This is a genomic window from Paenibacillus sp. FSL P4-0184, assembly GCF_038004625.1.
Classification (GTDB): Bacteria; Bacillota; Bacilli; order Paenibacillales; family Paenibacillaceae; genus Paenibacillus_AQ.
In genome coordinates this window covers 3,903,323-3,929,029 of sequence record NZ_JBBORN010000001.1, presented here as the reverse complement: position 1 = coordinate 3,929,029, position 25,707 = coordinate 3,903,323, and the positions used below count along the sequence as shown (strand labels likewise).

Annotated in this window: 21 protein-coding genes; 5 read left to right on the top strand and 16 right to left on the bottom strand. The window is 43.6% G+C overall.

The window, feature by feature from the left end; all coding sequences use genetic code 11:
• Window positions 1-43: 43 nt before the first annotated feature.
• Complete coding sequence (locus MKY52_RS17125) at window positions 44-2,536, bottom strand: GH39 family glycosyl hydrolase (protein ID WP_341052474.1); 2,493 nt, start codon at window positions 2,534-2,536, stop codon at window positions 44-46.
• Window positions 2,537-2,756: 220 nt separating this feature from the next.
• Between MKY52_RS17125 and MKY52_RS17120 the strand changes: the two genes are divergently transcribed.
• Together MKY52_RS17120 and MKY52_RS17115 are read left to right on the top strand one after the other, a co-directional pair.
• A complete protein-coding gene (locus tag MKY52_RS17120; RefSeq protein WP_341052472.1) occupies window positions 2,757-4,097 on the top strand; it encodes a histidine phosphatase family protein in 1,341 nt (446 codons plus the stop codon).
• Between the two features lie 320 nt (window positions 4,098-4,417).
• Entirely contained in the window at window positions 4,418-5,152 is a 735-nt protein-coding gene (locus tag MKY52_RS17115; RefSeq protein WP_341052470.1) for an SDR family NAD(P)-dependent oxidoreductase, read from the top strand.
• Between the two features lie 56 nt (window positions 5,153-5,208).
• Here the strand turns inward: MKY52_RS17115 and MKY52_RS17110 are convergent, their stop codons facing one another.
• Window positions 5,209-5,397 carry a hypothetical protein gene (locus MKY52_RS17110; protein ID WP_042190658.1) on the bottom strand — a complete coding sequence of 63 codons (189 nt, stop codon included), beginning with the start codon at window positions 5,395-5,397 and terminating at the stop codon, window positions 5,209-5,211.
• 74 nt (window positions 5,398-5,471) lie between these two features.
• Window positions 5,472-6,095, bottom strand: coding sequence for a hypothetical protein (locus MKY52_RS17105; protein ID WP_341052469.1), 624 nt, complete (start codon window positions 6,093-6,095; stop codon window positions 5,472-5,474).
• Between the two features lie 97 nt (window positions 6,096-6,192).
• On the opposite strand from MKY52_RS17105, the gene MKY52_RS17100 reads away from it, so the two are divergent.
• On the top strand, window positions 6,193-6,393 hold the full coding sequence (locus tag MKY52_RS17100; protein WP_042129998.1) for a hypothetical protein: 201 nt from the start codon (window positions 6,193-6,195) through the stop codon (window positions 6,391-6,393).
• Between the two features lie 123 nt (window positions 6,394-6,516).
• Here the strand turns inward: MKY52_RS17100 and MKY52_RS17095 are convergent, their stop codons facing one another.
• On the bottom strand, window positions 6,517-7,401 hold the full coding sequence (locus MKY52_RS17095) for a LysR family transcriptional regulator (RefSeq protein WP_341052467.1): 885 nt from the start codon (window positions 7,399-7,401) through the stop codon (window positions 6,517-6,519).
• Between the two features lie 110 nt (window positions 7,402-7,511).
• Here MKY52_RS17095 and MKY52_RS17090 point away from each other — a divergent pair, with 110 nt between their 5' ends.
• Window positions 7,512-8,897, top strand: coding sequence for an MFS transporter (locus MKY52_RS17090; RefSeq protein ID WP_341052465.1), 1,386 nt, complete (start codon window positions 7,512-7,514; stop codon window positions 8,895-8,897).
• Between the two features lie 23 nt (window positions 8,898-8,920).
• Here the strand turns inward: MKY52_RS17090 and MKY52_RS17085 are convergent, their stop codons facing one another.
• The 10 genes from MKY52_RS17085 to MKY52_RS17040 form a co-directional block, all read right to left on the bottom strand.
• Entirely contained in the window at window positions 8,921-10,132 is a 1,212-nt protein-coding gene (locus MKY52_RS17085; RefSeq protein ID WP_076284695.1) for an MFS transporter, read from the bottom strand.
• On the bottom strand, window positions 10,119-11,303 hold the full coding sequence (locus tag MKY52_RS17080) for an MGDG synthase family glycosyltransferase (RefSeq protein ID WP_341052462.1): 1,185 nt from the start codon (window positions 11,301-11,303) through the stop codon (window positions 10,119-10,121). The genes MKY52_RS17085 and MKY52_RS17080 overlap by 14 nt, the downstream gene beginning before the upstream one ends.
• A 202-nt stretch (window positions 11,304-11,505) precedes the next feature.
• Window positions 11,506-12,519: a zinc-dependent alcohol dehydrogenase family protein gene (locus MKY52_RS17075; protein ID WP_341052459.1), complete on the bottom strand. Its 1,014-nt coding sequence runs from the start codon at window positions 12,517-12,519 to the stop codon at window positions 11,506-11,508.
• A gap of 1 nt (window position 12,520) precedes the next feature.
• The gene (locus MKY52_RS17070; RefSeq protein WP_445670996.1) at window positions 12,521-15,106 is read right to left on the bottom strand and encodes a beta-mannosidase; all 2,586 of its coding nucleotides are present in this window, start codon (window positions 15,104-15,106) and stop codon (window positions 12,521-12,523) included.
• A gap of 61 nt (window positions 15,107-15,167) precedes the next feature.
• The gene (locus tag MKY52_RS17065; RefSeq protein ID WP_341052457.1) at window positions 15,168-16,229 is read right to left on the bottom strand and encodes a BtaManbiosPhlase; all 1,062 of its coding nucleotides are present in this window, start codon (window positions 16,227-16,229) and stop codon (window positions 15,168-15,170) included.
• A 36-nt stretch (window positions 16,230-16,265) separates the two neighbouring features.
• On the bottom strand, window positions 16,266-17,210 hold the full coding sequence (locus MKY52_RS17060; protein ID WP_445670995.1) for an MTP-1 family protein: 945 nt from the start codon (window positions 17,208-17,210) through the stop codon (window positions 16,266-16,268).
• Window positions 17,211-17,227: 17 nt separating this feature from the next.
• Window positions 17,228-18,883, bottom strand: coding sequence for an alpha-glucosidase (locus MKY52_RS17055; protein ID WP_341052456.1), 1,656 nt, complete (start codon window positions 18,881-18,883; stop codon window positions 17,228-17,230).
• Window positions 18,884-18,906: 23 nt separating this feature from the next.
• Entirely contained in the window at window positions 18,907-19,746 is an 840-nt protein-coding gene (locus MKY52_RS17050; protein WP_076284699.1) for a carbohydrate ABC transporter permease, read from the bottom strand.
• Complete coding sequence (locus tag MKY52_RS17045) at window positions 19,733-20,611, bottom strand: carbohydrate ABC transporter permease (RefSeq protein ID WP_179085781.1); 879 nt, start codon at window positions 20,609-20,611, stop codon at window positions 19,733-19,735. The genes MKY52_RS17050 and MKY52_RS17045 overlap by 14 nt, the downstream gene beginning before the upstream one ends.
• 2 nt (window positions 20,612-20,613) lie before the next feature.
• On the bottom strand, window positions 20,614-21,927 hold the full coding sequence (locus MKY52_RS17040; protein ID WP_341052454.1) for an ABC transporter substrate-binding protein: 1,314 nt from the start codon (window positions 21,925-21,927) through the stop codon (window positions 20,614-20,616).
• Between the two features lie 335 nt (window positions 21,928-22,262).
• Between MKY52_RS17040 and MKY52_RS17035 the strand changes: the two genes are divergently transcribed.
• Window positions 22,263-23,273: a LacI family DNA-binding transcriptional regulator gene (locus MKY52_RS17035; protein ID WP_341052452.1), complete on the top strand. Its 1,011-nt coding sequence runs from the start codon at window positions 22,263-22,265 to the stop codon at window positions 23,271-23,273.
• A 219-nt stretch (window positions 23,274-23,492) separates the two neighbouring features.
• On the opposite strand, the gene MKY52_RS17030 is transcribed toward MKY52_RS17035, so the two are convergent.
• Both MKY52_RS17030 and MKY52_RS17025 read right to left on the bottom strand, forming a co-directional pair.
• The gene (locus tag MKY52_RS17030) at window positions 23,493-24,122 is read right to left on the bottom strand and encodes a polysaccharide deacetylase family protein (protein ID WP_341052449.1); all 630 of its coding nucleotides are present in this window, start codon (window positions 24,120-24,122) and stop codon (window positions 23,493-23,495) included.
• A 100-nt stretch (window positions 24,123-24,222) separates the two neighbouring features.
• Window positions 24,223-25,707, bottom strand: a complete 1,485-nt coding sequence (locus tag MKY52_RS17025) for an alpha-N-arabinofuranosidase (RefSeq protein ID WP_341052447.1) — start codon at window positions 25,705-25,707, stop codon at window positions 24,223-24,225.

Sequence of the window (25,707 nt, the reverse complement as noted above, 5' to 3'; positions counted from 1 at the left end):
AAATGGATGCTAGGGTCAGCCTATTAGATTTCATTTAAAAGCACTATGCATCATACACAGGCCATAGTTCATATAATCGAACTTCATGAGGGTTTAATTTACATTTAATATCGAGCGAACTTTGGATATCAATCGTCTTCCTCACTTGATTGGGTACAGCCTTACGATTCAAATAGGCCACTTCATCTGCATCAAGTGAACTTGGAGCACCCATCTCAAGCCATGTATCATAGGCGCTGCCGTGATCCCGATTTATCGTAGTTTGACGAAGCTTGTATACACCACTTGGTATTCCTTGGATCACAAAACTCATCTCTAAATTATTCGTGTCTTTGAAGACGTGATATCGATTCAAAGCGTCAATTCCTAGTGAATCAGACGTCCCATACAATCGATCAAAATGACAATAATGGTACACCATCAATTGATAGCCTTGCGACGATTTTGTGAGACAATATCCAGCGCCAAGCTCCATTAGGCGATCACCAAGCTTGCCTAACAACTCATAAGCATAATAACCTGGCTTTAGAATTCCATTGCTCGTAACTAAGCCCAATCCACCATGAAAGGGTTCCTCTGCTGGTGGCAGCTCCTCCAGTAAGTCCGTCAAGGACCAGTAAGCTAAGCTCTGCAGTTCATCTAGATTCTCTAGTACATTCTTCACAATATAGGCTGCTTTATAACAGGTATCGTTCGTCAAATCGCGGTGAAATGGTGTTGAATTCCATTCCGTTACTTGAACATCAGGCACTTGCGAGAGCTTTGCTTTCAGTTTATCTTTTAACAAATGAATCGTTTCATTCAAATAATTATCGTTACTTAAATGTATCCAAGATATTGGTTTATCTACTACTCGCTGCTCTCGTACTGGATAACTGTGGAACGAAATAACATCGGGAATACAATGATTTGTGATACAGAAATCTAAATAATGATCTAACCAAGACTCTTGATATACCGTTTCTGAAAAAAGATCTGGGCCCCCCATTTGGAATTTAGGACAGCTAGCTTTAACCGCTTGATAAGTCTGAATATACATTTCGCCATAATCTTCGAACGCATCCGGCCAAAAAACTTGCAAATCAGGTTCATTCCAGCAAGCAAAATACCAATGCTTCATCTCTTCTTCGCCATAACGGTTTTTGCAGAACAAAAGTAATTGCTCCACGAGCTTTCTCCACTTCCCTATGTCCTTGGGTTTACTCAGATTACTCTTCTTATAGAAGAAAGAAGACTCACTACTCGCTAAATCTTTAGGCATGAAGCCAAACTCAATGTAAGGGCGAAGTCCAATGCTTCGTATGAAATCTATTAATTGTCCGACATAGAAGAAATTAAAAATCGGATTGCCTTGTGCATCCTCGCGATAAACCATCATCTCATCATCAAATATCCCATGAAACCTAATATGACTAAACTGGACCTTTTCCTGAATCAACTTTAAATGCGATTGCACTTCACTCATTAAAATTTCCTTCGCCTTGCTTATCGTACATATTTTTCGCCAATAAGGTTTAATCAACGTACTCTTACCGGAGAGATGCACCTTAATTTCTTTTGTGACTACACCTTTATCAAGCGTCTTATCGGATGTTTGCTGATCAGGTGAAGGCAAATACTTGAACAAAGCCTCATACGCATTCTCACGATCAAAATCCAAGTAAGTTGCATAATCATTTGAAGGCAGGTTCTCATGCTCCTCATACCTTTGCAAATCCTTACGGTATTGAATCGGTGTTATTTTATAAACTTCCTTAAACACCTTGTGAAATGATTTTAAACTCGGAAATCCATGATCCATAGCAATTTGAGTAATGGAATGATCCGTGTAAGTGATATCTCTGACAGCATGCTTCAATCGAAGCTGATTGACATACTGACTAAAGGACTTCCCCATACTTTTCTGAAAAAAACTAGACAAATATGGAACCGATAAGTGTTCCTGCTCTGCAATATCGAACAAGCTAAGTGATTTCATATAGTTGCCTTGGATGTAGTTCACGATACTTAACATACGCTCTGTGTACTTCGAACCAATTCGACTACTATTATCTTCGCGACTCTCTCTGAATTTCCAAAGCAGTACGTAAATTAGCTGGAATAGTAACGACTTTATTTTGAGCTCATAGCTATAATTTTCTTTGTTATATACCCACATCATTTCGGCTAATAAAGAGCGAATTTCATTAAATTTTTCTTGCTCTTCCTCTCCATATAGAAAGGATTTGCATAGGAACCTAACTTGATCGATATCTGCAAATTCAGTTTTAATGAATGAAATGGGAATCTGCAAGGCAAGCACCAAATTATTCTCATGGGATTGAATGGAATGAATTTCATTGCTGTTGATGATCAAGACATCCTCTTCTTGTAGGGTGAATCTTTTCTTTTCAATATAGACATCGACTTTCCCTTTGAGAACGAACAGTAACTCAATGCTGTCATGCCAGTGGTCCTCCACAAATTGCGCATTATGAAGAAATATATTAATTGGCAAATCATTGTTCATTTGAATGCTTTCATAAATGTAATCCAAAACCACCGTTCACCTCTCTTAATCCTAGCATTATACTCCGCAAATAAATTTTTATATAATAGCTTTTTTTAATTTGGATATATAAGTACATCTCCCATTCAAACGAAACACGAAAAAATAAGCCTTAATTTTGCTTAAAAAATGGATATTTTGAATTTGATCCCCTCGATATAATTACAATGTTAACGCTTTCAAAATAGATAGTAAAGGGGATATATGTATGAACAAGCGTTTATCTAAGTTATTTACTGTCATGATGGCTTTCTTCGTTTTAAGTACATTTAGTGTAGGCAATGTAGGTGCAAATGCAGATAATACCGCTAAAAAGGAAGACCAAGAGATTACTTTCTATCTGGTACGGCATGGAGAAACGATATTTAATGTACAAGAACGTATGCAAGGGTTCTCCGACTCTCCTCTAACAGAGAAAGGAATTGAAGTAGCCGAGAATCTAGGCAGAGGCTTAAAGAACATTCCGTTCGTTGCCGCGTACAGCAGTACGAGCGAACGGGCAAGCGACACGGCCGATATCGTTCTTGAAGGCCGCAATCTCAAGCTGATCAAAGACAAGCGGTTGAGAGAAATCAATTTCGGTGACTTGGAAGGCGCTTATCAAGCAGATGTTATGAAGCATACAAATGTTGCTTCGTTCCAGAAACTCGATTACACCTCGGTGAACGGCGAGAATATGCAAGGCGTGTTCGAGCGGGCTAAAGCATCGCTGGATCAAATGGTTGAAGCAAACAAAACAAAAGGCGGGAATGTGCTTGTCGTTTCGCATGGCATCACCATTCTCGATTTGGTCATGGGTCTCGACCCGAAAGCCTGGGATATGAACAAGGGCGGCTTGCCGAATTCCAGCGTAACGAAGATTCAGTGGAAAGACGGCAAATATACGGTGCAAAAAGTCGGCGATCAGAGCTATGCGGAAAACGGTCAAAACAAGCTCACGTTCTACTTCGTTCGTCACGGCGAAACGCTGTTTAACGTGCAAAAAAGGATGCAGGGCCTCTCGGATGCTCCGCTCACGGAAGAAGGCATCAAGGTAGCCGAGGACCTGGCACGAGGCTTGCACGACATTCCGTTCAGCGCAGCATACAGCAGCTCTAGCGGACGTGCGATAGATACGGCCGATTCCATTTTGGAAGGCCGAAACATGATTCTGAAAACGGATAAACGCTTGAGAGAAATGAACTTCGGTGACTTGGAAGGCGCTTATCAAGCAGATATTATGAAGCATACAAACGTTGCTTCGTTCCAGAAACTCGATTACACCTCGGTGAACGGAGAAAACATGGCTCAGGTTTTTGCCCGGACAAAAGCGGCAGTAGACCAAATCATTGCCGATAACCAAGGGTCAAAAAAGAATATCATTGTCGTTTCCCACGGCATCACCATTTTGGATTTGGTCATGGGTCTTGATCCTAACGCTTGGGATATGAGCAAAGGTGGTTTGCCGAATTCCAGCGTGACGATCGTGGAATGGGAGAACGGCAAATTTACGGTAGGAAAAGTCGGCGATACCAGCTATTTGGAAAAGGGCAAGTCACTTTCACATTAAGAAGTAGAACTGGTGCACACCTGTCTGCACAAGACAGGTGTGCACCAAATTAAAGGGAGGGGGCAGCTAGACTGCCCCCTCCCTTTACCTTCCCACTAAATTGACTTCCTGTTCATTTGAATAAAGATCTCAAGGAAATGAATTGGGGAACATGGGAATTACGGTAGCTTCAGGTGGTATATTCGGAGCTATCCTTCAACCTATGGCAGGTAACTTAATCGCTAGCGAAGGCTAGAGATATACCTACATCTTTTTGGGCATATTAGTAATGGCAGTTGTTATTCCAACAGTTATCTTTTAATTCGTTAGGAGAATATAAAATGAAAAGATTAGATAATAAAGTGGCTATTATTACAGGTGGGGCTTCCGGTATTGGTGAAAGCATGGCAGATCTGTTTGCTCAAGAAGGCGCTATCGTTATTGCCGCAGATATCAATGAGGCAGCGATAGAGAAAGTAAGCCAGAAACAGAATGTTTATGGAATGAAATTGAATGTTGCCTCAGATGAGGATTGGAAAGTGCTGGCAAAGGAAGTACATGATCGTTTTGGTAAGATTGATATTCTTGTCAATAACGCAGGCATCTCTTCTGAAAAGCCATTTGATCAAATCAATATTGAGGATTGGCAGAAAATCAATTCCATCAATGGTTATGGCCCTTTCGCTGGGATTAAACATGTCGCTCCTTATATGGCAGCCCAAAAGAAAGGTTCGATCATCAATATTTCTTCTTATACAGCTCTGATCGGTCAAGGCTTTAATCACTACTCGGCATCCAAAGGCGCAGTTCGCGCATTATCTAAAGCGGCTGCTACAACCTTCGGCCATCAAGGCGTAAGGGTAAACACTCTTTTCCCTGGAATTATTGAAACGCCAATGACTCAAGCTTTAAGTACTTCAAAGGACTTGCTAGACCGATTGATTCAGGCAACACCTCTGCAGCGTTTGGGTCAAGCCATCGATATTGCCCAAGCGGCGCTATTTCTGGCAACAGATGAATCTTCATACATTACAGGTTCGGAAATAGTCATCGATGGAGGATACTCAGCTCAATAACGATAATGACAGCCCTCGAGTTAAATGAGGGCTGTCATTTTTTCATTACAAGACCATTAGAAGATCCATATGAGTAAGAAAATAACTGCAATTATTGCCACCACGATGAACAGATTGGTTACCTCGCTCCAAAATCCGGGAACACCTTGTGTATGATATTTTTGCGCATTGACATCATGGTTTGCTTTATGACCGCCAGGGTCCGTCACATTCGGATTAGGTCCTGGATCAAAAAAGTCAGACATAGAAATCAACACCTTTCTCGATTATAAACCATATTATACCAGTTAATTCCTTTTTTTTAAACAATCTCCATTGCTCAATTCATTTGAGAATAAAAATAAGGTAAGTGTTTCTTTGATAGAGCTTTTTCGATTAGTTCTTGATCGTAGCCATATTTTTGCAATGTAGTAATAATCGCTTGTGTCCTGTCTGATCGTTGTCTTCTTAAATTTGATTCTAGCTGTATTTCTAGAGGAACCGTAGGAATAGTGTACCGTCCGATTGTCACATTCCTAAAATGATTCCAAATGAATTGTCCACCTTCCCATATCCCATCGCCATCCATAGAATCAGGAATTCCCGCTGAATTGGAGATATGAACGACTTCCACTTTAAACCCATCGATGATCCAACTCCCCTTTGTCCATGAGAAGCCCGAAGAAAAGGTCTGACTGTATGTAGGTTCTTCTAAAGAGGATAACCAGCTCTCCCCATGAGGGAATTCACATTTATCCAGCAAGGAATATTCCTTCAGAAGTTCTGCAAATTGTGCAATCCCTTCTTTATTTTTTGTATAAATATCAACGTCTCCCGGAGTCATTTCACAGCCCTGTAAAACCGAACCCACCGAGCCCACCAAGATCCATTCTAATTTCGAATTCACTTCCGATGAAAAATAAAGCTCACATACTTTTGATAAAGCTGTTTCCCAGCTATTCATAATTTCACCCCAAATTAACTAGTAAGTTCGAGTACATGAAACCTTAATAACCTCAGATGCGTTAAAGAACTATACAAATTCACAGGAGGTTTTTAAAATGAGATACAGTGCTGCAGGCGCGCGAATAACCTGTCCTTGTTGTCAAAACGATACCTTTGATCTGGATTATAAACTGCTTAACACAAGCGGAGCATCCTTTCTAGGATTTGACTGGGCGAATAAAAACGCTGCTATACTTATTTGTAAGAGATGCACCCATATCTCATGGTTTATGGAAGAACCAACATCAGATAACTAAACACTACCTGATTTTTCTACATCTTCATTATAAAATATTTCTATAGACTATGCGTCCTTGAGTTGGATGCAATTGTTCTTTTGCATCCAGTTAAATACCTCTAGATAACCATCCCCAATTGTCTTAAACCTCTTTGGATAACGATCCGAAATATTCTACAACTACCTCACGAAATTCCAAAGCAGCCCGAGAAATGTACCGACTCTTGTGCCATATTAGAGCAATTTCCCGTACCAATTCGTGATTCTCTATTTGGAGATATTTGATGTCTTCCCGTGAATTTCTTGCTGTACTTGGTATGAAGGCAAGTCCAATCTCAGCTTCCACAAGAGTGATCAACCTTGCAGGTTCATCCCCCTCATATACATATTTAGGCGTAAATCCAACCGATTGGCACACAGAGTCTATTAAATCCCGAGTTCCATAACCACTCTTAACCCCGACGAACCATTCATCTCTCAGCTCTATCAAAGATACGCTGCTTCGATCTGCCAACCGATGCCCCTTAGGAACCGCTACAAGGATTGGGTCGATAAATACGACCTGGCATTCGATGTCGTCCCCTTCTAAAGGGGGTGAGGACAAGCAGAAATCCACCTCTCCTCTATCCAAAAGTGTAACCATTTCCTTCGTAGTCAGCATCTGCACATGAAATTGAATATCAGGTCGCTTTTTTCGAAACTCGCGAAGGATATTGGGTAATGTACTGGCGGTGGTCACTGCTAATTCAAGCGTGTTATGTTCCGGGTGAGATAAATCGCTAAGCTCCTGCTTCCCCTGCTCCAATTCAAACAAAGCTCTTTCTGTACGGCGAAGAAATCTGCTTCCGAACTCATTCAGACGCAGGTTCCGCCCTACTCTATCGAATAAAGGGACCCCTAGATCCTCCTCCAAGCGCTGTATTGTTTTGCTAAGTGATGATTGAGTAACGTGCAGATTTCGCGCAGCTTCAGTCACATGTTCCAACCGAGCTACCGCGAGAAAATATTGCAGCTGTAGAAGTTCCATTTCGCACCCCATTCATTCCTTTAAGTCAATGAGAATATAACATAAAATGCGTTGGAATGAATAATTAAAATCAAGTAGGATGACATTAATACGCTTTAGGGGGACACAAAATGAGTGCTCGGAATTGGTGGTTAATGATTTCAGTGGGTCTAGGGATACTATTGAACCCATTAAACTCTTCAATGGTTTCTGTTGCTATTCCAAGATTGCAAAATGTATTCCAACTTGACTATACAGGTGTTTCCTGGATTATTTTTTCTTTCTACATTGCTAGTAGCATCGCTCAACCCGTCATGGGAAAGGCCAGCGATTTATTTGGTAGGAGGAAAATATTTCTTACCGGGCTTGTAGTAGCCTTCATTGCCTCATTATTAGCTCCATTCGCACCAAGCTTCGCGTGGCTCCTCGTGTTCCGCATTGTGCAAGCCATTGGAACAAGCATGATGGTTGCCGTTGGGATGGCTATAGTGCGAATTCATGTAACGGAAAAACAAGCGACAGCGCTGTCTGTTTTGTCCATCTTCCTATCTGGTGCGGCAGCCATTGGACCCTTTATTGGAGGGGTTATTATACACTGGTGGGGCTGGCCCGCTATCTTTTTCGTCAATATTCCATTTGTGGTAGTGAGCTTTCTATTATCTTGGAGAAATATCCCTAAGGAAAACTCGTCATTAACCGTTGCACCGGGCATGTCTCTTCACAAATGGTTCGATTGGATAGATGGATCAGGGATTCTGCTCTTCACAATGGGTCTGGTTGCCCTGCTCATTGGATTGCTCTCAGCAAAATCATCCGGGCACATTGCTTTAGGAAATGTCATTGTTTCACTGATAGGACTCGCTCTGCTAGGGGTGTTCGTACGACATGAGTTAAAAGCGACTTCGCCTTTTATCCCTTTACGCACATTTGTTAAATATCCTGCAATGACATGGGTTAATGTGGAATTCATGCTCGTTAATGTACTCTTTTACTCACTCTTTTTCGGAGTTCCGTCCTACTTGCAAATGGTTCGCCATGTCAGCGAGTATCAAACAGGGATACTTATGCTAACCTTAGGCCTATGCTCTCTAGTTACTTCTCCAATAGCAGGACGATGGATCGATAAATCCGGACCAGGACCGGCACTACTAGTGTCTGCTGTATTGATGACTGCGGGATCGGTATGGCTCGTGACATTGAATCAATCTTCACCGGTTATTAGCGTGTGCCTGGCACTGGCTGCATTCGGGATTAGCAATGGGTTGAATAATATAGGTATGCAAGCAGTTTTGTTCCAAAGTTCACCCAAGGAAATGATCGGCGTAGCATCCGGTTTATTTAATACTTCAAGATATTTGGGAACCATTCTCTCTTCCTTGTTGATAGGCATCGTAATGAGAGGCAAGTTCAGCTTTGAGGGATTTCAAGTACTTGGGATTATTCTCACGATCATTGCATTGTCTTTGGTATTCATGAGTCGGCGGCGCCGGAAGTCAGGGGAGTTGCAGGAATTGTGAAGAGTCTATTAAATCAATCTTAACTACGATACATTTGGAAGCTTCTCCATCCCTCTGTTTCTATGAATAAATAACCGGGCGGGGGATAGCAAGTAGACAACACTAATCAATCCAAACAAACAGGCACTGACTTGAAAAGGCAGCAATTGATTTCCTGAGCTTCCCAGCCAGCCTCCAATTAGCGGACCAATAACCACCCCTAAACCCTCTATGGAAAACAATAGTCCCCAGCTGATCCCTACAGAATCTTCGGGAATGTAACTGGCCATTAAAGCATTCCAAGAGGGAAGTAAAGCAGCATAAGCACACCCTAGCAGAAGCGAGAGCCCAATGGCGGCGGAGAAGGAATTAATAGAAGTTAAGCCGAACAAGGCAACCGCAAATACGCCGAACCCAATGACAAGGAACCACTTCCCTCCGACTTGATCAAACCATTTTCCCATGGGCACAAGAAATAGAACTACGCCTGCTCCTCCCATAAATAACACGATAGACAGCTGAGAATGGGAAAGACCCAGATGCGAAATAGCAAAGCTTGTTAGAAAAGGGACTAGTATCCCGCCCGCTGTAGTCTGCAGCAGCATGCCAGGGACCAGAAATCCTCCCTTTTTTACTTTGTTCCATAGAGATACAAACTGCTCACCTACGGATATATTCACACTCTGCACCGAGACCTTGTTCATCTTTACAAGACCTACCATGATCCAGCCCGCTACAAAAAATAATCCAATGACAGCAAGGGACAGTGACAGCCCACCACCAATTAACAAATTCATCATTACGGGACCCAGACCTAGACCAGCCATCCAGTATACGTACAAGGTTCCCATCTGTTGTGCTCGTTTTTCCTCTGATACCTGGCTCATACATAGGATCCAGATCGGTGAGAATCCAGCACCCAAGCAAGCAGAGGCTACAATAAGCATCCACGGACTATGCGTTGTCACCATCAATAACAGTCCAACGAACCCAAGAAAGAACCCTCCATGAAGCACGGTACGCCCAGGATATCTATCCAAGAGATAGCCGATGAAGCTTTTGATCAAGCTGTCCGTTAAATAGTGTACGGAGACCGCAATGCCAACTACTGACGTTGTAAGCCCCCAGCTCGTCAATATATAAGTGGGTAAGAACGTGATTAGGACAGCCCCTCTTATCCACTCTATAAAAAAGAGAATCATTGCGAGGCGGGTAAACGTCTGCTGTTGTCTTTCTTTCTTCCTAATAATATCCATGAATCGTCTTCGCCTGCCCTTCAACAAGCATGGATTTTGCTGCGGGAACAGAGGGCTGACGCAATTTAATAGCCTCTAAAGCTTCGGTAACGATAGCATCCGAGGCTGATTTCCGCGAAAAGACCTTCATATGCTGTTCCCTTTCATCTCTGTACGCCATATGCTCCAATCGCTGGAGCTGCTCTACTAACTGCTCCTCATTTCGTGCAATCTCTATCAAATGCTGCCCAGATAACCATTCTGCATTGCCTGCCTCCTGACCGGGGAGGGGTCGATAGACGATAACTGGAAGTGTTTGAGCCATCGCCTCAGTCAAGGTAATCCCGCCAGCTTTGGTCAATAGACAGGAAGCTATGCACATCAGCTCCTGCATTTCTTCGGTATATCCCAAAATGTGAACTCGAGGGTTCTCTTGAAAAAGCTCCCCCGTAGCTTCTCGAAGCTTATGATTATTCCCGCACAATACGATGACATCGAAGCTTGATTGAAGCAGTACTCGTTTTATTAAACCGCCAATGTCACTTAATACGCCGTAAGCTCCTGCCGCTAGTAATAGATATTGACGATTTCCTTTTAACCCATGTTTGCGCAAAAGCGCTTCACGATCCTGAGACTGTTCAAAAGCCTCGCGAATGGGAATCCCACTGACCACAAGCTTCTCTTCAGCGATCCCTGCTGACATCAGAGTCGCCTTCATGCTTTCTGAAGCGATAAAATATTTCGTCGTTCGTGGGTGAAGCCACCTGCCATGAACTACATAATCCGTCATAACCGTGAACAGAGGTATTCGACTTCCTGTTGTTGAAGCTAGTTCAGCAGCAGCCAAATAAGGAAAGGTATGAATAATAATATCCGGCTGTATCTCGTCGATGATCCTTTGTACTTTTCGTTTGCCTATAGAATGGATGAGTCTACCCATGAACTGCTCTGGCCTCATCTTGCTCGTCATTGTGTACAAGAATCCATAAAATTCTTGCGTATACCCCGTGTTGTTTAAATAGAACCTTCGGGATAGCTCATTCAAGGTAGGGTGGACTGCAGCGAATAGATCCAGAGTTGTAATCCGATTAATCCCCCGACGTCTAAATGAATGTTCGATGGCCTCAGCCACTTTCATATGCCCGTCCCCAAATGCCGACGTAACAATAAGTACTTTAGGATCTGTGTTCATGACAAAGCTCCTTTTTCTCATGGCCTCCTTTAACTCTAACTCTGAATCGTAAACTGATAGTGAAGGGATTCTCAACTGAATATTAATTTCAATATTTTATAAAGAGAGACCTCGTCGCAGCCAGTTTTTGCCCACAAAAAAACGATGACCTATGGCAAATAGCCAACAGTCATCGTTGTTGTACGCTTACTATGATTAAATACTACCTCTCGTGCACAATAATCCCTTTAGAAACACGCAGTTTCGGATATTCGCCCATGATTTCCGGTATATCTTTCAGCGAAAACTGATGGCTAATCAACGACTCAATCTGAACGATCCCCTTCTCAATTAACGCAATCGATTCCTCATGTGTATATGGATTAATGAAAGAGCCCATGATGTTCAACTCTTTTGTAAAAATTTCGAATGGTGAGACTTGAATCAACGTGTCCGGGGAAGCAACTCCAAACATTAAGACTTGTCCACCCTTACGTGATGCCTTAACCGCCAGCTCCATGGAATCCGCCCGGCCTACACATTCGATCACAATATCAAATTGATGATGGAGAGCTTCCATCACGCCTTCTGCTGTAGGAGATACGGCTTCATCCGCACCTAATTCGACTAATCGGTCATGTTTGAACACTTCCGGCTCACTGACAATGATCCCTTTAACACCCGCAGCTTTGACGAGCTGCAAGAACAATTGACCAATAAAACCACCGCCGATAATCAGGACTTGGTGTGCCTTACGGATACCCAGCTTCTTATAGCCATGAAGCACACAACCTAAAGGTTCAATCATTGCCCCTTCGATCCAGCTCATTTCATCAGGTAGCAAGTAACAGTTCGCTACAGGAACAACACAATATTCGCCCATGCCGCCGTCTCGAGTCACCCCAACAGCCTGCAAGTTATCGCATAAATGCACTTTTCCATTCCGGCAAAAATAACAGTTTCCACAATAGATGTTCGGATCAACCGATACACGGTCCCCCACTTGTAAGGTCGTAACCTCATCACCCACAGCCACTATTTCGCCCGCAAGCTCATGTCCTAACACAATCGGAGCTGTCACCTCCGCAGACCCTGGGTATCCATGATAAATATGCTGATCTGTACCACAGATCCCGCAGCATTTCACACGAAGTTTAACTTCTTTGGAGCCAACAGCCGGAGCTTCCCAGTCCTTAAATTCAATGCGCTTAGTTCCTTGAAATACAGCCGCCTTCATCTTAGCTCATCTCCTTAATTCCTAGTTTTTGTAAACCCACATCATTCATTGCCGTTACACGTAAGGTTTCCCAAGGCAGTGCCCCGGCATCCACATGATGCACACGAACCGTCTTCTCCTCACCCGGAATCAGATCAAAGAAATTATCGTCCATAATCACCCAGGGTGCATCTAGTTCGATCATCACCATCCGTGCCACAAGATCTGTGATCAAGCGGATATGTCCTTTCGCTTCATCCACAGAGATCTGAATATGTGCAGGTTGAAAATTCATGTCCTTATAGTCTCTTAAATAGAGTACATAATCTTCTGTCGCCATCTTCTTCGAACGAAGTACAGCCACAACCTCGCGCGGGCTATGCTGTTGCAGTACCTCAGCTTCAGTTAACTTGGCAAAATTAACTTTACTATTCGCTTCAACGGTAACATCGAATGCACGCTGATATACAATTGTACCATCCATCCGATAAATCGTTAATTCAGCCTCATCCTGATAAGCTTCGCGGCGATCATTGAGAGCCCATAGCTGCAGCGGTCCATTCGGATCATGATCCACACATAAGAGTACCGGTGCAAAGAATTTACGCGCATAGTGGTAGCTCGCCTTTGGTAAACCATAGTAGTCGATGACAGACCAGCTCGTTCCCGGCCAGCAATCATTGAACTGCCAGAATAAAGCCCCGCTCGTATCCGGCTTATTACGGCGGTAATGCTCAATGCCATACCTTAAACCCTCTGCCTGGGTTAGCATCGAGAATTGAATATATTCATAGATATCCTTCGGAATTCCAGTATAACCTTCCATGAGCATAATGCCCTTTGGATAATGGACATCTTTATTACGGTACTTCATTTCATCGCTATCCCAGAAGAACTGATCGTCCGGCATGTTTTTCGCTAAAGTATAACGATTGGAAGCCGCATGTAAACCGAATTCACTGGCGAATTTCGTGAAGTCTGACTTGAATCGTTTGAACGATATCCCTTCAACACTATAATCCTGTGTCTGCGGTTCACCAAACTGACGCGGCTCATTATTCCCATGCCAGACTTGCCAGTTATGGGTATCGCCCACATCACGTGAATTGTGATCATTGCCGCCAAAAGGCGAGCTAGGCCAAAACGTTCGTGTGGGATCGAGTTGCTCTAGTACTGCGGGCATGAGCTCATGATAAATTTTTTCTCCATAAAAGGGATGTGTGATCTCGCCGTTAGAGGACAGTGCCTCATACAACCAATCATTCTCGTTATTCCCACACCATAGAGCAAGGCTCGTACGACTGCGAAGACGTTTTACGACCTGCTCAATTTCGCGGTGAACATTATTCATGAAATTACGATTGTAATCTGGATACAACGCACAAGCGAACATGAAGTCCTGCCAGATTAAAATTCCTAACCGATCACATTCATCAAAGAAAATATCCCGCTCATAAATGCCTCCACCCCAAGCGCGAATCATATTCATATTGGCATCCTTGGCCATCTGAAGCAGATGTGTATAGCGGCTATCTGGCACGTTCGCAATAAAGCTATCAATAGGGATCCAATTTGCACCTTTAGCAAAAACTTTTACGCCGTTCAATACAAAAGTGAAAGCATGGCGCCCTTCTTCATCCAGCTGCATCAATTCGATCTTTCGAATCCCAAATGGCTGCTCATAGGTATCTATTAGCTCCCCATCAGCAAATAACGTAACGCGTAGATGATATAAGAAAGGCGTTCCTAGATCATGGGTCCACCATAACTTTGGATCCATCACCTGCAAGGTAACTGAATGATGAAGCGTACGCGCTGTAATCGCCCCGTCAACTGTAATCCCTGAAGCTCTGTCCAAAGCGACATTCGCTTCCGCAACATGCTCCGTCCCGTCTAATAGTTCCACACGCGCCGTATACGAACATCCGCGATCAAAGGCATGTGCGCATAAATCCACATCAACAACACCTACTTGACCCTCTATCGAAGTTGTACGGGCAAACACATGATCTAAATGTGCATGACGCCGTTTGATCAACTTTACCTCTTTCCATATGCCTGCACAGACCAGACGCGGACCCCAGTCCCAGCCAAAATGACTCTGCGCTTTACGTGTCCAAATCCGCTTCTTACTATAGCCCGACCAATAATATTGGACTTTATCGCCTGCGTGTACATGAATAGGATCAAATTTTACGGCAAGCGTATTTTTCCCTTTATTTAATTCACGGGTTACATCAAATGAATGGCTAATGAACATATTATCTGTTGATCCAAGCTCCACACCGTTGAGATATACGGTTGCATAGGTATCTAACCCTTCGAATAATAGCTCCATCTTCTCACCAGGTTTAAGATCAGAATCGTATGAAAAGACCGTACGATACCACCATACCTTTTCTTCAATCCAACGGCATTTCTGATCTTGGTGGCCAAAGAAAGGATCATCAATAATGCCTTTCTCACGAAGCGTCGTATGGATGTCACCGGGCACTGAGGTGGTCATCCAGAAATAATCAATAAACTCTGGCGATGCAACTTCAAGATCCCGGGCTTCCCCCACATGAAAATCACGAAGTTTCCAGTTTTCAGTTAATTTAATGTTCATTCTCTTCATCCTCTCTCCCAAATTAAAACGCCAAAACCACTTCGGTTTTGACGTTTTATTGTTATACGTATATCAAGCTATCTAAAATTTCTTGTACACTAAGTTCTGCGCAAGCCATTGATGTATCAGCGACTCCGTAATACATTTTAACAACATCGCCTTCCACAAGTGCACCGCAAGAGAATACAACATCGCCGAAGAATCCGTTCTTCTCATAATCCGCTTCCGGCTCCATGATAGGAGCATTGGAGCGCGCAATCACCTTCGAGGGGTCATTTAGATCTAGCAAAACTGCTCCCATGCAATAACGATGTTCCAACGTGGCTCCATGATACAGCTCCAGCCAGCCTTTCTCGGTCTTGAATGGAACCGCACCGCCGCCAATCCGGCCGCTATCCCACATCCCCTCACGCAAACCGATCAGATGCTTATGGTTACCCCAATATAATAAGTTGTCCGATTCTGCGATCCATATTTCCGGATCTCCCGTGCTTTTCGTCGTTGGACGGTGCAATGCATAATATTTGCCGTTAATTTTCTCTGGGAAAATCAATACGTCTTTATTATCCGGCCCAAAGATCATGCCGTGGTGAGTTACATTCATGAAATCTTTAGTTGATACCAGCGATTCTCCAACGCCCACAGGGGAGACTGCCGAGAAATAAATATAGTAGGTATCCCCAATTTGGGTTACCCGAGGATCTTCTACCCCGAACGTCTCCAGTGAATTGGAAGGGTACACAAATGGCTTCTCATCCACCGTAAAATGATGTCCATCCTTACTTCGAGCGATTCGGATATAAGATAATGAAGTCAAGTACTGAAATGTAGCACTAGCGGATTTATTCTTAATCACACGCGGATCAGAGAAGTCGAAGCGCTCATCATCTGTATTCAGATCCAAAATATCCAATTCATTGGTCTCCGGATTATAAATCGGAGCTTTCACAATTTTTGGATCCTTGCTAATCGGGCGTTCTGCTACACGGAGAAACATTAATATTTCACCATTATAGCTAGCAATACCGGCATTAAATGCACCAATCACTTCAAAGTCATCGTGATACGGCTTAACGTCCGCCGGTGTAATAAGTGGATTTTGTTCATAACGATAGATTTTCATGTTGTAATAACTCCCTTAACCAAATGGATTTCATACTTATAAAATTTCAAATTGAGCAAAAGGATCAGGGATTGTTGCTCGTTGTGCTTCCGCATCGCTGATTCCTGCATATATATTAGCTGTACCGTCCTCATGACGTACGAGCCCTCCGCTGAACACGACATCCTCCAAATCAGGACGTTTGGCAACGCCTGGCAAGAACTGATTGCGTACAGCGATTAATTGAATATCCGAGTACTCACCTGTTGCCGGATCGATAGCGAATACCATCGGGTAATAGTGACGATCGCCCGAATCATCAAAAGATGCGATATGCCCAAGAACACCGAGCAGTCCGTTCTTTAGCAAGTGTGCTTCATTCGCACCGCCCCACTCTTCATCAACAAACTGTCCATCCAATAACGGTGTTTCTTCGATCAATGGAATGGATAACGCTTCTAACGATGCAATGCGGGTAAAGCCGATTTTACCGCGTCCTCCTTTATCTCCTTGAGGGCGGGTCAGTACTCCGATGCTATCTTTCAGATCCACTAGGCGCAGATCTTTCATGCCATCCGGTCCTTTAAAGAATGGTTCTAAGCTCGCGATGTTCTTTCCGCGGTAGAATACTGTACGCCACATTAAGGCATCAGCCTTTACAGGATGCGGATAAATTTGAACGCCTCCAACTATCAATTCGCCATTAATTTTCGTGAAAAAAGGATCTTGAAGTTCAAGGGTAGGCGCTCCTTCACGGGGTACCCATTGTCCATCACGTTCGACAAAAAAAACGACATCGGAATGCTCGCTGTCACGGGATTCAACCCGACCCGCAATCACCCACTCACCCTCATCTTGGAATGGAGCTGTAATATTGTAGACATCTTTATGATCTACACCTGTGAATGTTAATTTCTGTGTATTGGTTACGGATACTTCTTTCATCGCGTATTCCATGAGCAGTTGTTCACATGTCTTCACAGCATTCTTGAGCAGTTTCATAATAATAAAATTCCTCTCTAGTCAAATAATAGCGGTGCACGCATCCATATTGCGGCTTCATTCGGCAACAGAGTTACCAAGTCTGTACCGCTCACTATGTCTCGGCGGCTTGACAATATATTAGTTGCTTGCCCATCCAGCAGCTCACTAGGATCAATCTCTATGCTCTGATTATCGTAATTCAAGGCTACGAGCGCTCTGGTATTGGGTTCTTTCAATGTTCTTACATATAAAATAAGATTGCCTCTGCGTTCCAGCACGTCATAATCCCCGAATTGAAATACATCCTGTGTATTGCGCAAGTGGAGAAGCTTTTTATAATAATGTAATAATGAATTCGGTTGATTGCATTCGGACTCCACGTTTAATTGCTGATAATTCGGGCCCATGCCAATCCATGGTGTTCCTGACGTAAACCCGCCATGTGGACTTGCGTTCCATTGCATTGGAGAGCGGGACGCATCTCTTCCCTTTGCATTCGCAATTTTTAGGGCTTCCGTTGGAGTGATCCCCCGCTGTAGTGCGATTTCATATGCCTTCAATCCTTGGATGTCCCGCATATCTTCCAGCTTATGGGCTACGAAATTCCGCATCCCAATCTCTTCACCGAAATATAAGAAAGGTACCCCTTTTGCGGTCAAGGCCAACGTTGCCATAAGGCGGGCCCGTTCTTGCTCAATCTCCGCGTCCCCTTCACCAAAACGCGAAATTACGCGGTCCATATCATGACTACCGAAGAATAACGTTGGAATCTGATCTGTACGGTGCACCTTCTCCATCGTCTTAAGCTCGGCGAACAAATTCTCTGGACTAAATTCCTTTTGGCTTCCCAGATTGAAATTAAAGACCACATCAAACTTACCCGTTCCGCTGTAACGCTTCAGCATGTCCATATCTTCAGAGCCGACTTCACCTACCATGAACATTCCGCTATGCGCATGAACAAACCTGCTAATTTCCTCGATGGCATCCATAATTCCATCTTGATTCTGATCATGAACATGCTTCTGCTCACCCGTTACTTCATCCATCGGGTTATCCGGGAATTGATCGGACACCGATAAGAAGTTGATAACATCTAACCGGAAGCCACTTACGCCTTTGCCCAGCCAATAAGCCATAATATCCTTCATCGCTTCTTTAACTTCGGGATTCGCCCAGTTCAAATCGACCTGTTCTTTCGCAAACCCATGATAGTAATACTGTTCTGTTGCAGCATCCCATTCCCACGCGGTTCCACCAAAAAACGATTCCCAGTTATTAGGTACGCCGCCGTTCACAGCGTCCTTCCAAATGTACCAATCCCGCTTCGGGTTCGTCCTTGAAGATCGGGATTCCTTGAACCATGCATGCTCTGAAGACGTATGATTCAGGACAAGATCGGCAATCACTCTGATCCCGCGAGCCTTCGCTTCCTGAATAAACCGTTCGAAATCTTCCATCGTTCCAAAGTCTGGATCAATCTGACAATAATCTGCAATGTCATACCCGTTATCTACTTTTGGAGACTTATAGAACGGCGTTAGCCAAATCCCTCCGATGCCAAGTTCCCGCAAATAATCCAGCTTGGAAGTAAGACCGCCGAAATCACCAATCCCATCCCCGTTACTATCACAGAAGCTTGGCATATACACTTCATAGAATACCGTCCCTTTCCACCACGGCTGTTCCAACCGATAACCCCTCCTGTGCAGACCTATTTCAAGTTAAATTGCATGCCTTCCTGGAACTTCTTGCCGAAAATAATGAACAAGATAATGATTGGCAAGGTGAGCATCACTGCACCGGCATACATCGGACCCGGATACGATTGATACGGACCGAACATCTGAGATAATAAAACGTTCAATGTTAACATGCCGTCACTTCGGACGACGATCATATCCCATAGGAGCTCTGTCCAGCGTTCCATTAGCAGGAATAGGAATACAACGGTCGTAATGGACTTCGACATCGGCATCATAATCTTATACAGGATTTTGAAATCGGATGCCCCATCCAGCTTGGCAGCTTCAATGAAAGCGTCGGGTACCGCCTTAAAGAAGTTGGTGTACATGAAGATCCCCCATAAACTCATCGCCTTGGGAATAATGAGCGCCCAATACGTATCGAACAGTCCTACTTTTTGAATAATCAAAAAGTTAGGGATGATCAGAATGATTGCCGGAAAGAACATATGAAACAACACAAAGTTGTTAATAGAGTCTCTCCCGCGGAATTTCAGCTTCGCCAACGCATAAGCGACCATAATCGCGAACATCATCATTAAGGCTGTAGATACCAGGGAAACGAACACACTGTTAAAGAAGGCGTGAATCCATGGTCTTGTAATCCCGGTCTCACCACCTGTAAAGAGCCATTGATACGAGCGCAGCGTAAATTTCGTCGGTATCAGCTTCCGGTCTACCTGTGACCAATCTGCAAGTGAGTTCAATACCATATATAAATAGGGGAATACCATAATCACGAGCAGTACGATCGCAATCAGATAGCGGATCGACAGCCGGAGCTTGATGTTTGAATTAGACCCAACCATTGCGCTTACCCCACATTTCCAGAATTTTTCGGATTACGAAGATAGATATAAATGTCGCAACCGCAGCCATAATCGCGATAGCTGACGCGTAACCTGCCTGCAGGTTCTTAAATGCTTGACTGTATATTTCCATTTGCCATGTATTCGTTGCATAGTTCGGTCCGCCGCCTGTTAATTGGTAGACCTCAGTAAAGATACCGAATGTTGCACCAAAGGATAAAATTAAGGTTGTATAAATCGCAGGGTAAAGCAAAGGCAACGTAATTCTCCAGAACCTTTGGCTGTCCTTCACGCCATCAATTGCCGCTGCTTCATATACTTCCTGATCAATGCTTTCTAAACCTGAAGTAAGAATTAACGCATAGTAACCTGTAAATTTCCAAGCCATAATCATCGCAACGACGAACAATGCCGAGAAAGATCCGCCGAGCCAGTCAATATCAAGACCTAACCGATCCCTTAGAAACGTCTGAACAGGACTTGTATGTGACAAAAAACCTTTAACAATAAGGGATGCAACAACCCCTGAGGATAGGTAAGGCAAGAAAAATCCAATAAGAAATACGGTTTTTAATTTAGGTAAGCCTTTTACAATTACCGCTACAAAAAGCGACATGGCTGTGACAATCGGTACAAATACGATCATAAATTTGTACGTTACCCAAAATGCCGATCTTACCCCTGGTGTGCCTAATGCTTTGGTAAAGTTCTTGAATCCTACAAAATCATAAGTTGGTGAAATCAAGTCCCAGTTAGTAAAAGACAAATATAGAGACCAGATAAGCGGGCCCAAGAAAAACACAGTCGAAAAAATAAGGTAAGGGCTGGCAAAAAGCCAGCCTAACCGATTATTATTTTTTTCAATCATTATTGAAGTTCCCCTTCAATCGCCTTCTTCATATTGTCCCAACCCGTTTTCGGATCAATCTCACCACGAACGATTTTGTTAAAGGCCTCTTGACCAATAAAGGTTTGCAATTCGTTGAATTTCGGATTGTCCATGGATGGAACAGCATTCGGGATTGCTTTTGCATACTCTTGCAATACAGGCGTTTTTTCAAATACAGGTTTAAATGCTTCATTCGTACCTACATCATCACGTGCTGGAGGCAAGTTCGTTTCTTGGAAAAAGGCAACATCGTTTTGAACATCCGAGTATACCCACTTGATGAATTCTATTGCAGCAGCCTGTTGCTCTGGGCTTGCCGATGCATAGATAACAATTCCTTTAGCATCCGCAAAAGTTTTCGCATTTGCTGGATCCATACCGTCCGGAACAGGAGGCAATGTGACTTCAAAGTTCTTTTTGTACTCAAGTTCCGGATATTTCTCAGCCCACATGTTAAATGTCCAAGGACCGACATCCGTAAATACACCCACGCCATTTTCGAAAGGTTCCGTTACGTTCTGAGTCAAGAGCCCTTTCTCCTTACGAAGATTGTCCACGTAAGAAAGTACGTCTATACCAGCTTTTTCATCGCCAACAAATTGGCTACCCTCAATGAATTTGTTACCATCAGATGCTGCATTGTACAACATAAAGAAGTCGAACCATCTTTTCCATGATGTAGGATCTGCTAAGTCTGGCTTCGCCCAAAGATATTTATCCGGGTATTTTGCTTTTAATTTTTTCGTTGCCTCAATCACTTCACTGTATGTTCTCGGAATTTCGTTCACACCAGCTTCTTTCAAGATATCCGTTCTCCATCCGAACATCATCGCATTCGAGTAGATTGGAAGAACATATTGATGACCATCCGCAAATTCCCAAGGCTCAATCGTTTTGGACATATTACGTTTTGTCACAATATCATCGAAACCTGCTATTGTATCCAAAGGAACTAACGCTTTACTGTTCGCAAGTTGTGCTGCAAAACCACGGCTAATATTCTCAGTCATCGTTGGAGCACTTCCACCTGCGATTGCAGCTTGGATACTCGCCTCAGAAGTAGGGGACTCCTTGATCGCACTTACATTGATTTTCACTTTAGGATTAACAGTCTCATACTCTTTGGCGATTTTTTGCCAATATGCTTGTTGAGTCGGGTTAGGTGCAGCCCAGAACTCAATAGTTGTTACTCCATCTGCTGAAGTGCCTGAATTACTACTCTTCGATCCACAACCGGCAAGAATCGTGAATACAAGCGTAAGTGACATTAATACTGCAAGCTTTTTCTTCATAAAATAAAACCTCCCTAAAGTATAGATGCACTTTCGTACAGCATTTAGTAATCTATAAATCAATTTTTGTAACGTTACAATATCACTTAAAACAATGTTTTGTAAGCGTTACATTTGCTATTATTATAGTTTTAAGCGAAATTGTCAACCTATTCTTCGATTATTTATACAATCGACACAATTACACACACTATGCATTAACTTTACAATATTATTTTGTAATGTTATAATAATTTAGAATTGTAATGTAGTTTTGCAGCATAATCTTTAGTATTATGAGAGACAGTATGGAAGAATATTCATTACACTTCTTATTAGAAAGGACGTATCTTCGCATGAAGGTGAAGGTAACTATGCAAGATATCGCCGATCGATTAAATATATCGAAGAACTCTGTTTCTCAGGCTCTGTCTGGTAAAGACGGTGTCAGCGAAGAAACAAGGCAATTAATTATCGATACAGCGAATGAGATGGGTTACATCTATTCGCGAGGGCGTAAAAGCACTGAAGAAGAAGTAGGAACCTTTGCCATCTTGGCATCGGAATTTGCATTTTCCAAACGAAACTTTTTTGGAGAAATTTATTTGAGCATTGAGAAGGAAGCAGCGAAGCGGAATAAGCGTATGGTTATTCAATCTATTGATAAGCATTCTTCTGAGAATTTAATCCTGCCTCCTATATTATTGGATCAATCTGTAGAAGGGGTCTTGATCCTATCCCATATTACGAACCCTTATATTCAGGCAGTGACCAATACAGGTATTCCCACCGTGTTAATTGATCACCATCACCCTGATCTTAAGGCCGATAGTATTCTAACCAATAATCGCTATGCCGCTTTTACTGCAGTACAGCATTTAATTGAATTGGGACATACCCGTATTGGCTTCATCGGCAATATACAATTCTCACCAAGCTATTACGAGCGCTTAGAAGGTTATCGCCTGGCTCTATACCAGGCTGGAATTGAATACAACCCGATATGGGTAATCGATCGTGTAATAGAAGAAATGGATGATGTATTCAACGCTGTACAAGCGCTCGATAAGCAGCCTACGGCATGGTTCTGTGTCAATGACGGATTTGGATTCTTGATCAATTCCGTTGTGTACAAGCTTGGGTATCGAATTCCCCAAGATGTATCCATTGTCAGCTTCGATAATGGACAATTGTCACGAATAACAACACCGTTGACTACAACGATGAATGTAGATTTGTCTTACTTTGGACGTAAAGCTGTTGAACAGCTCTTCTGGCGTATTGACCATCCTGATGAGCCTTTTGTTGAAATTCTCCTTCCGTCTAATCTGATCGTTCGGGAATCCACACAACATCCAAATGGATAGAGATAATACATCAATCTAGTAAAAACGTATAAAATAAAAAACCTAAAGCAAGCAGAGAGTACAGCCATTACACAATAAAGCAGGACCCCTTCCTCGATTTTATTGAGGAAGGGGTCCTGCTAATAGGTTATGAAGGAATCATTAATCGCTAAAAGCGAAACAATTCAGAAAATCCGGAGACAACAGCGTCTGGAAATTATGCTTACCTTTGGCTAATCTTTATAGCTGGAGATCAGCGATTCCAAACAACTCACTTAAAGTCACGAATCGATAACCCTCGGCATCAAGCTCTTCCACCAATATCCGGACAGCTTCAATGGTTTGAGCTCGTTCGCCATACCCATCATGAAACAAAAAAATGCTTCCATTTTCGATGGTTGGTCTCGTATGATCCAGAATAAAATCGACACCGGGCTGTTCCCAATCCTTCGCCTCACCGTTTACAGCGCCAATCGAATGGTATCCGAATTCTGCAGCAAGCCTAAGAATATCATCGTTAACACCAAAAAAAGGTGGTCTAAAGTTCGATACATGCGTTCCCGTCACTTTACGAATCGTATCATCCGCCCGCTGCAATTCAGCTCTTGCTTCGTCTAAAGTCAGTGTTGTCAAATCAGGATGGGAGTAGGTATGATTGGCAATCTCATGTCCGGCCATATGAACCTGTGCTGCGATAGCCTCGTACATATTGAGCTCTTGACCGATCATAAAAAAAGTCGCTTTACCATTATGTTTATGGAAGATATCCAGCAACTCTTTCGTATATAATGGATGCGGCCCATCGTCGAACGTAAAAGCGACTACCTTCTCCTGAGTTGGGACCTTATGAACTAATGATAATTTAGCCATTATATTACTCCTTCCGATTCACATCCTATGAAAGCCTCATATACATCCATTATTGCTGCGGTATAATGCCATGTCAACGCCGCATCTAAGTACACAATCCTTAATTGAGTGTCAACACGACCACGGACATCGGCGGCAGCGTTGCCAGTAAAGCGTCGTCACTTACACTCGTAACGCCGTTAAATGACTGTGGTTTCACCCTCTCCGGTTGCCCAAATGTGTTGTGAGCATTCATATCTGTATGCGTCAGTACCCGGCCGCTAACATTCAACATTCCTCCCAACCCACGTAACCCTAGAGATATATCTACTTGGTGATGGGGGTCGATGTTACAAAGGCTGATGTCGATCGTTCCATTAGGCCGCTTCGAAGCCGATGCACTGACTTGCGGAAGAGATTCATCGCCCACACGGTATTCGCCAATCTCTAAGTGAATCGCGAGCGCCTCTGCATCCTGGTGCACCTTGAACATTTCGAACACGTGATAGGTCGGCGTCAGCAACATCTTATCACCTTCCGTTAGAATCATCGCCTGTAGTACGTTGACTGTCTGGGCAATGTTCGCCATGTGGACACGGTCGCAATGACGGTGGAAGACGTGGAAATGCAGTCCCGCAACAAGCGCATCACGCAGCGTGTTCTGCTGGTACAAGAAGCCAGGATTTGTACCCGGTTCTACTTGGAACCAGGTACCCCACTCGTCGACAATTAAGCCCACACGTTTCTTCGGATCGTGTTGATCCATGATCGCCGTGTGTCGGGTAATGAGCTCGTCCATTTGGAGCGCGAGCTGCATGGTCTCGAACCATTCCGCTTCATCAAAGCCAGTCGCCGGCCGCTTGATCTCAAATCCTCCAGGCACCGTGTAGTTGTGCAGACTGAGACCATCCATAAGTCCACCGGCTTCACGTATTAACGTCTCCGTCCAGTGGTAATCATCAACGTTAGCACCGCCAGCGATCTTATAGACTTGATTATGTCCGTAATTACGGACATACGTTTGGAAACGGCGGTATTCGTCGGCGTAGTACTCCGCCCGCATGTTGCCGCCACAACCCCAATTCTCATTTCCGACGCCAAAATATTTGAGCTTCCAAGGCTTCTCCCGGCCATTAGCCTTCCGCCATTTGGCCATAGGTGATTCGCCGTCAAAGGTCATATACTCCACCCACTCCTGCATCTCCTGAACGGTGCCACTGCCAACATTTCCGCAGATATAAGGCTCCGTGTCCAGCAGTTCACAAAGGTCGAAGAATTCATGGGTACCGAAGTGGTTGTTCTCTACAACGCCACCCCAGTTCGTATTAACCATATGCTTGCGCCCCTCGCGTGGACCAACGCCATCCTTCCAGTGATACTCATCAGCATAGCACCCGCCCGGCCATCTGAGCACTGGTATGCTAAGAGCTCGCAGCGCCTCTAGAACATCATTCCGAATGCCACGGGTATTAGGAATCGGTGAATCCTCCCCTACCCAGATCCCTTCGTAGATACAACGTCCAAGATGCTCGGCAAAATGCCCATAAATATGACGACTGATCGTTCCGCGCGACTGATCAGTATTAACAGTAACCGTAGCTTTCAT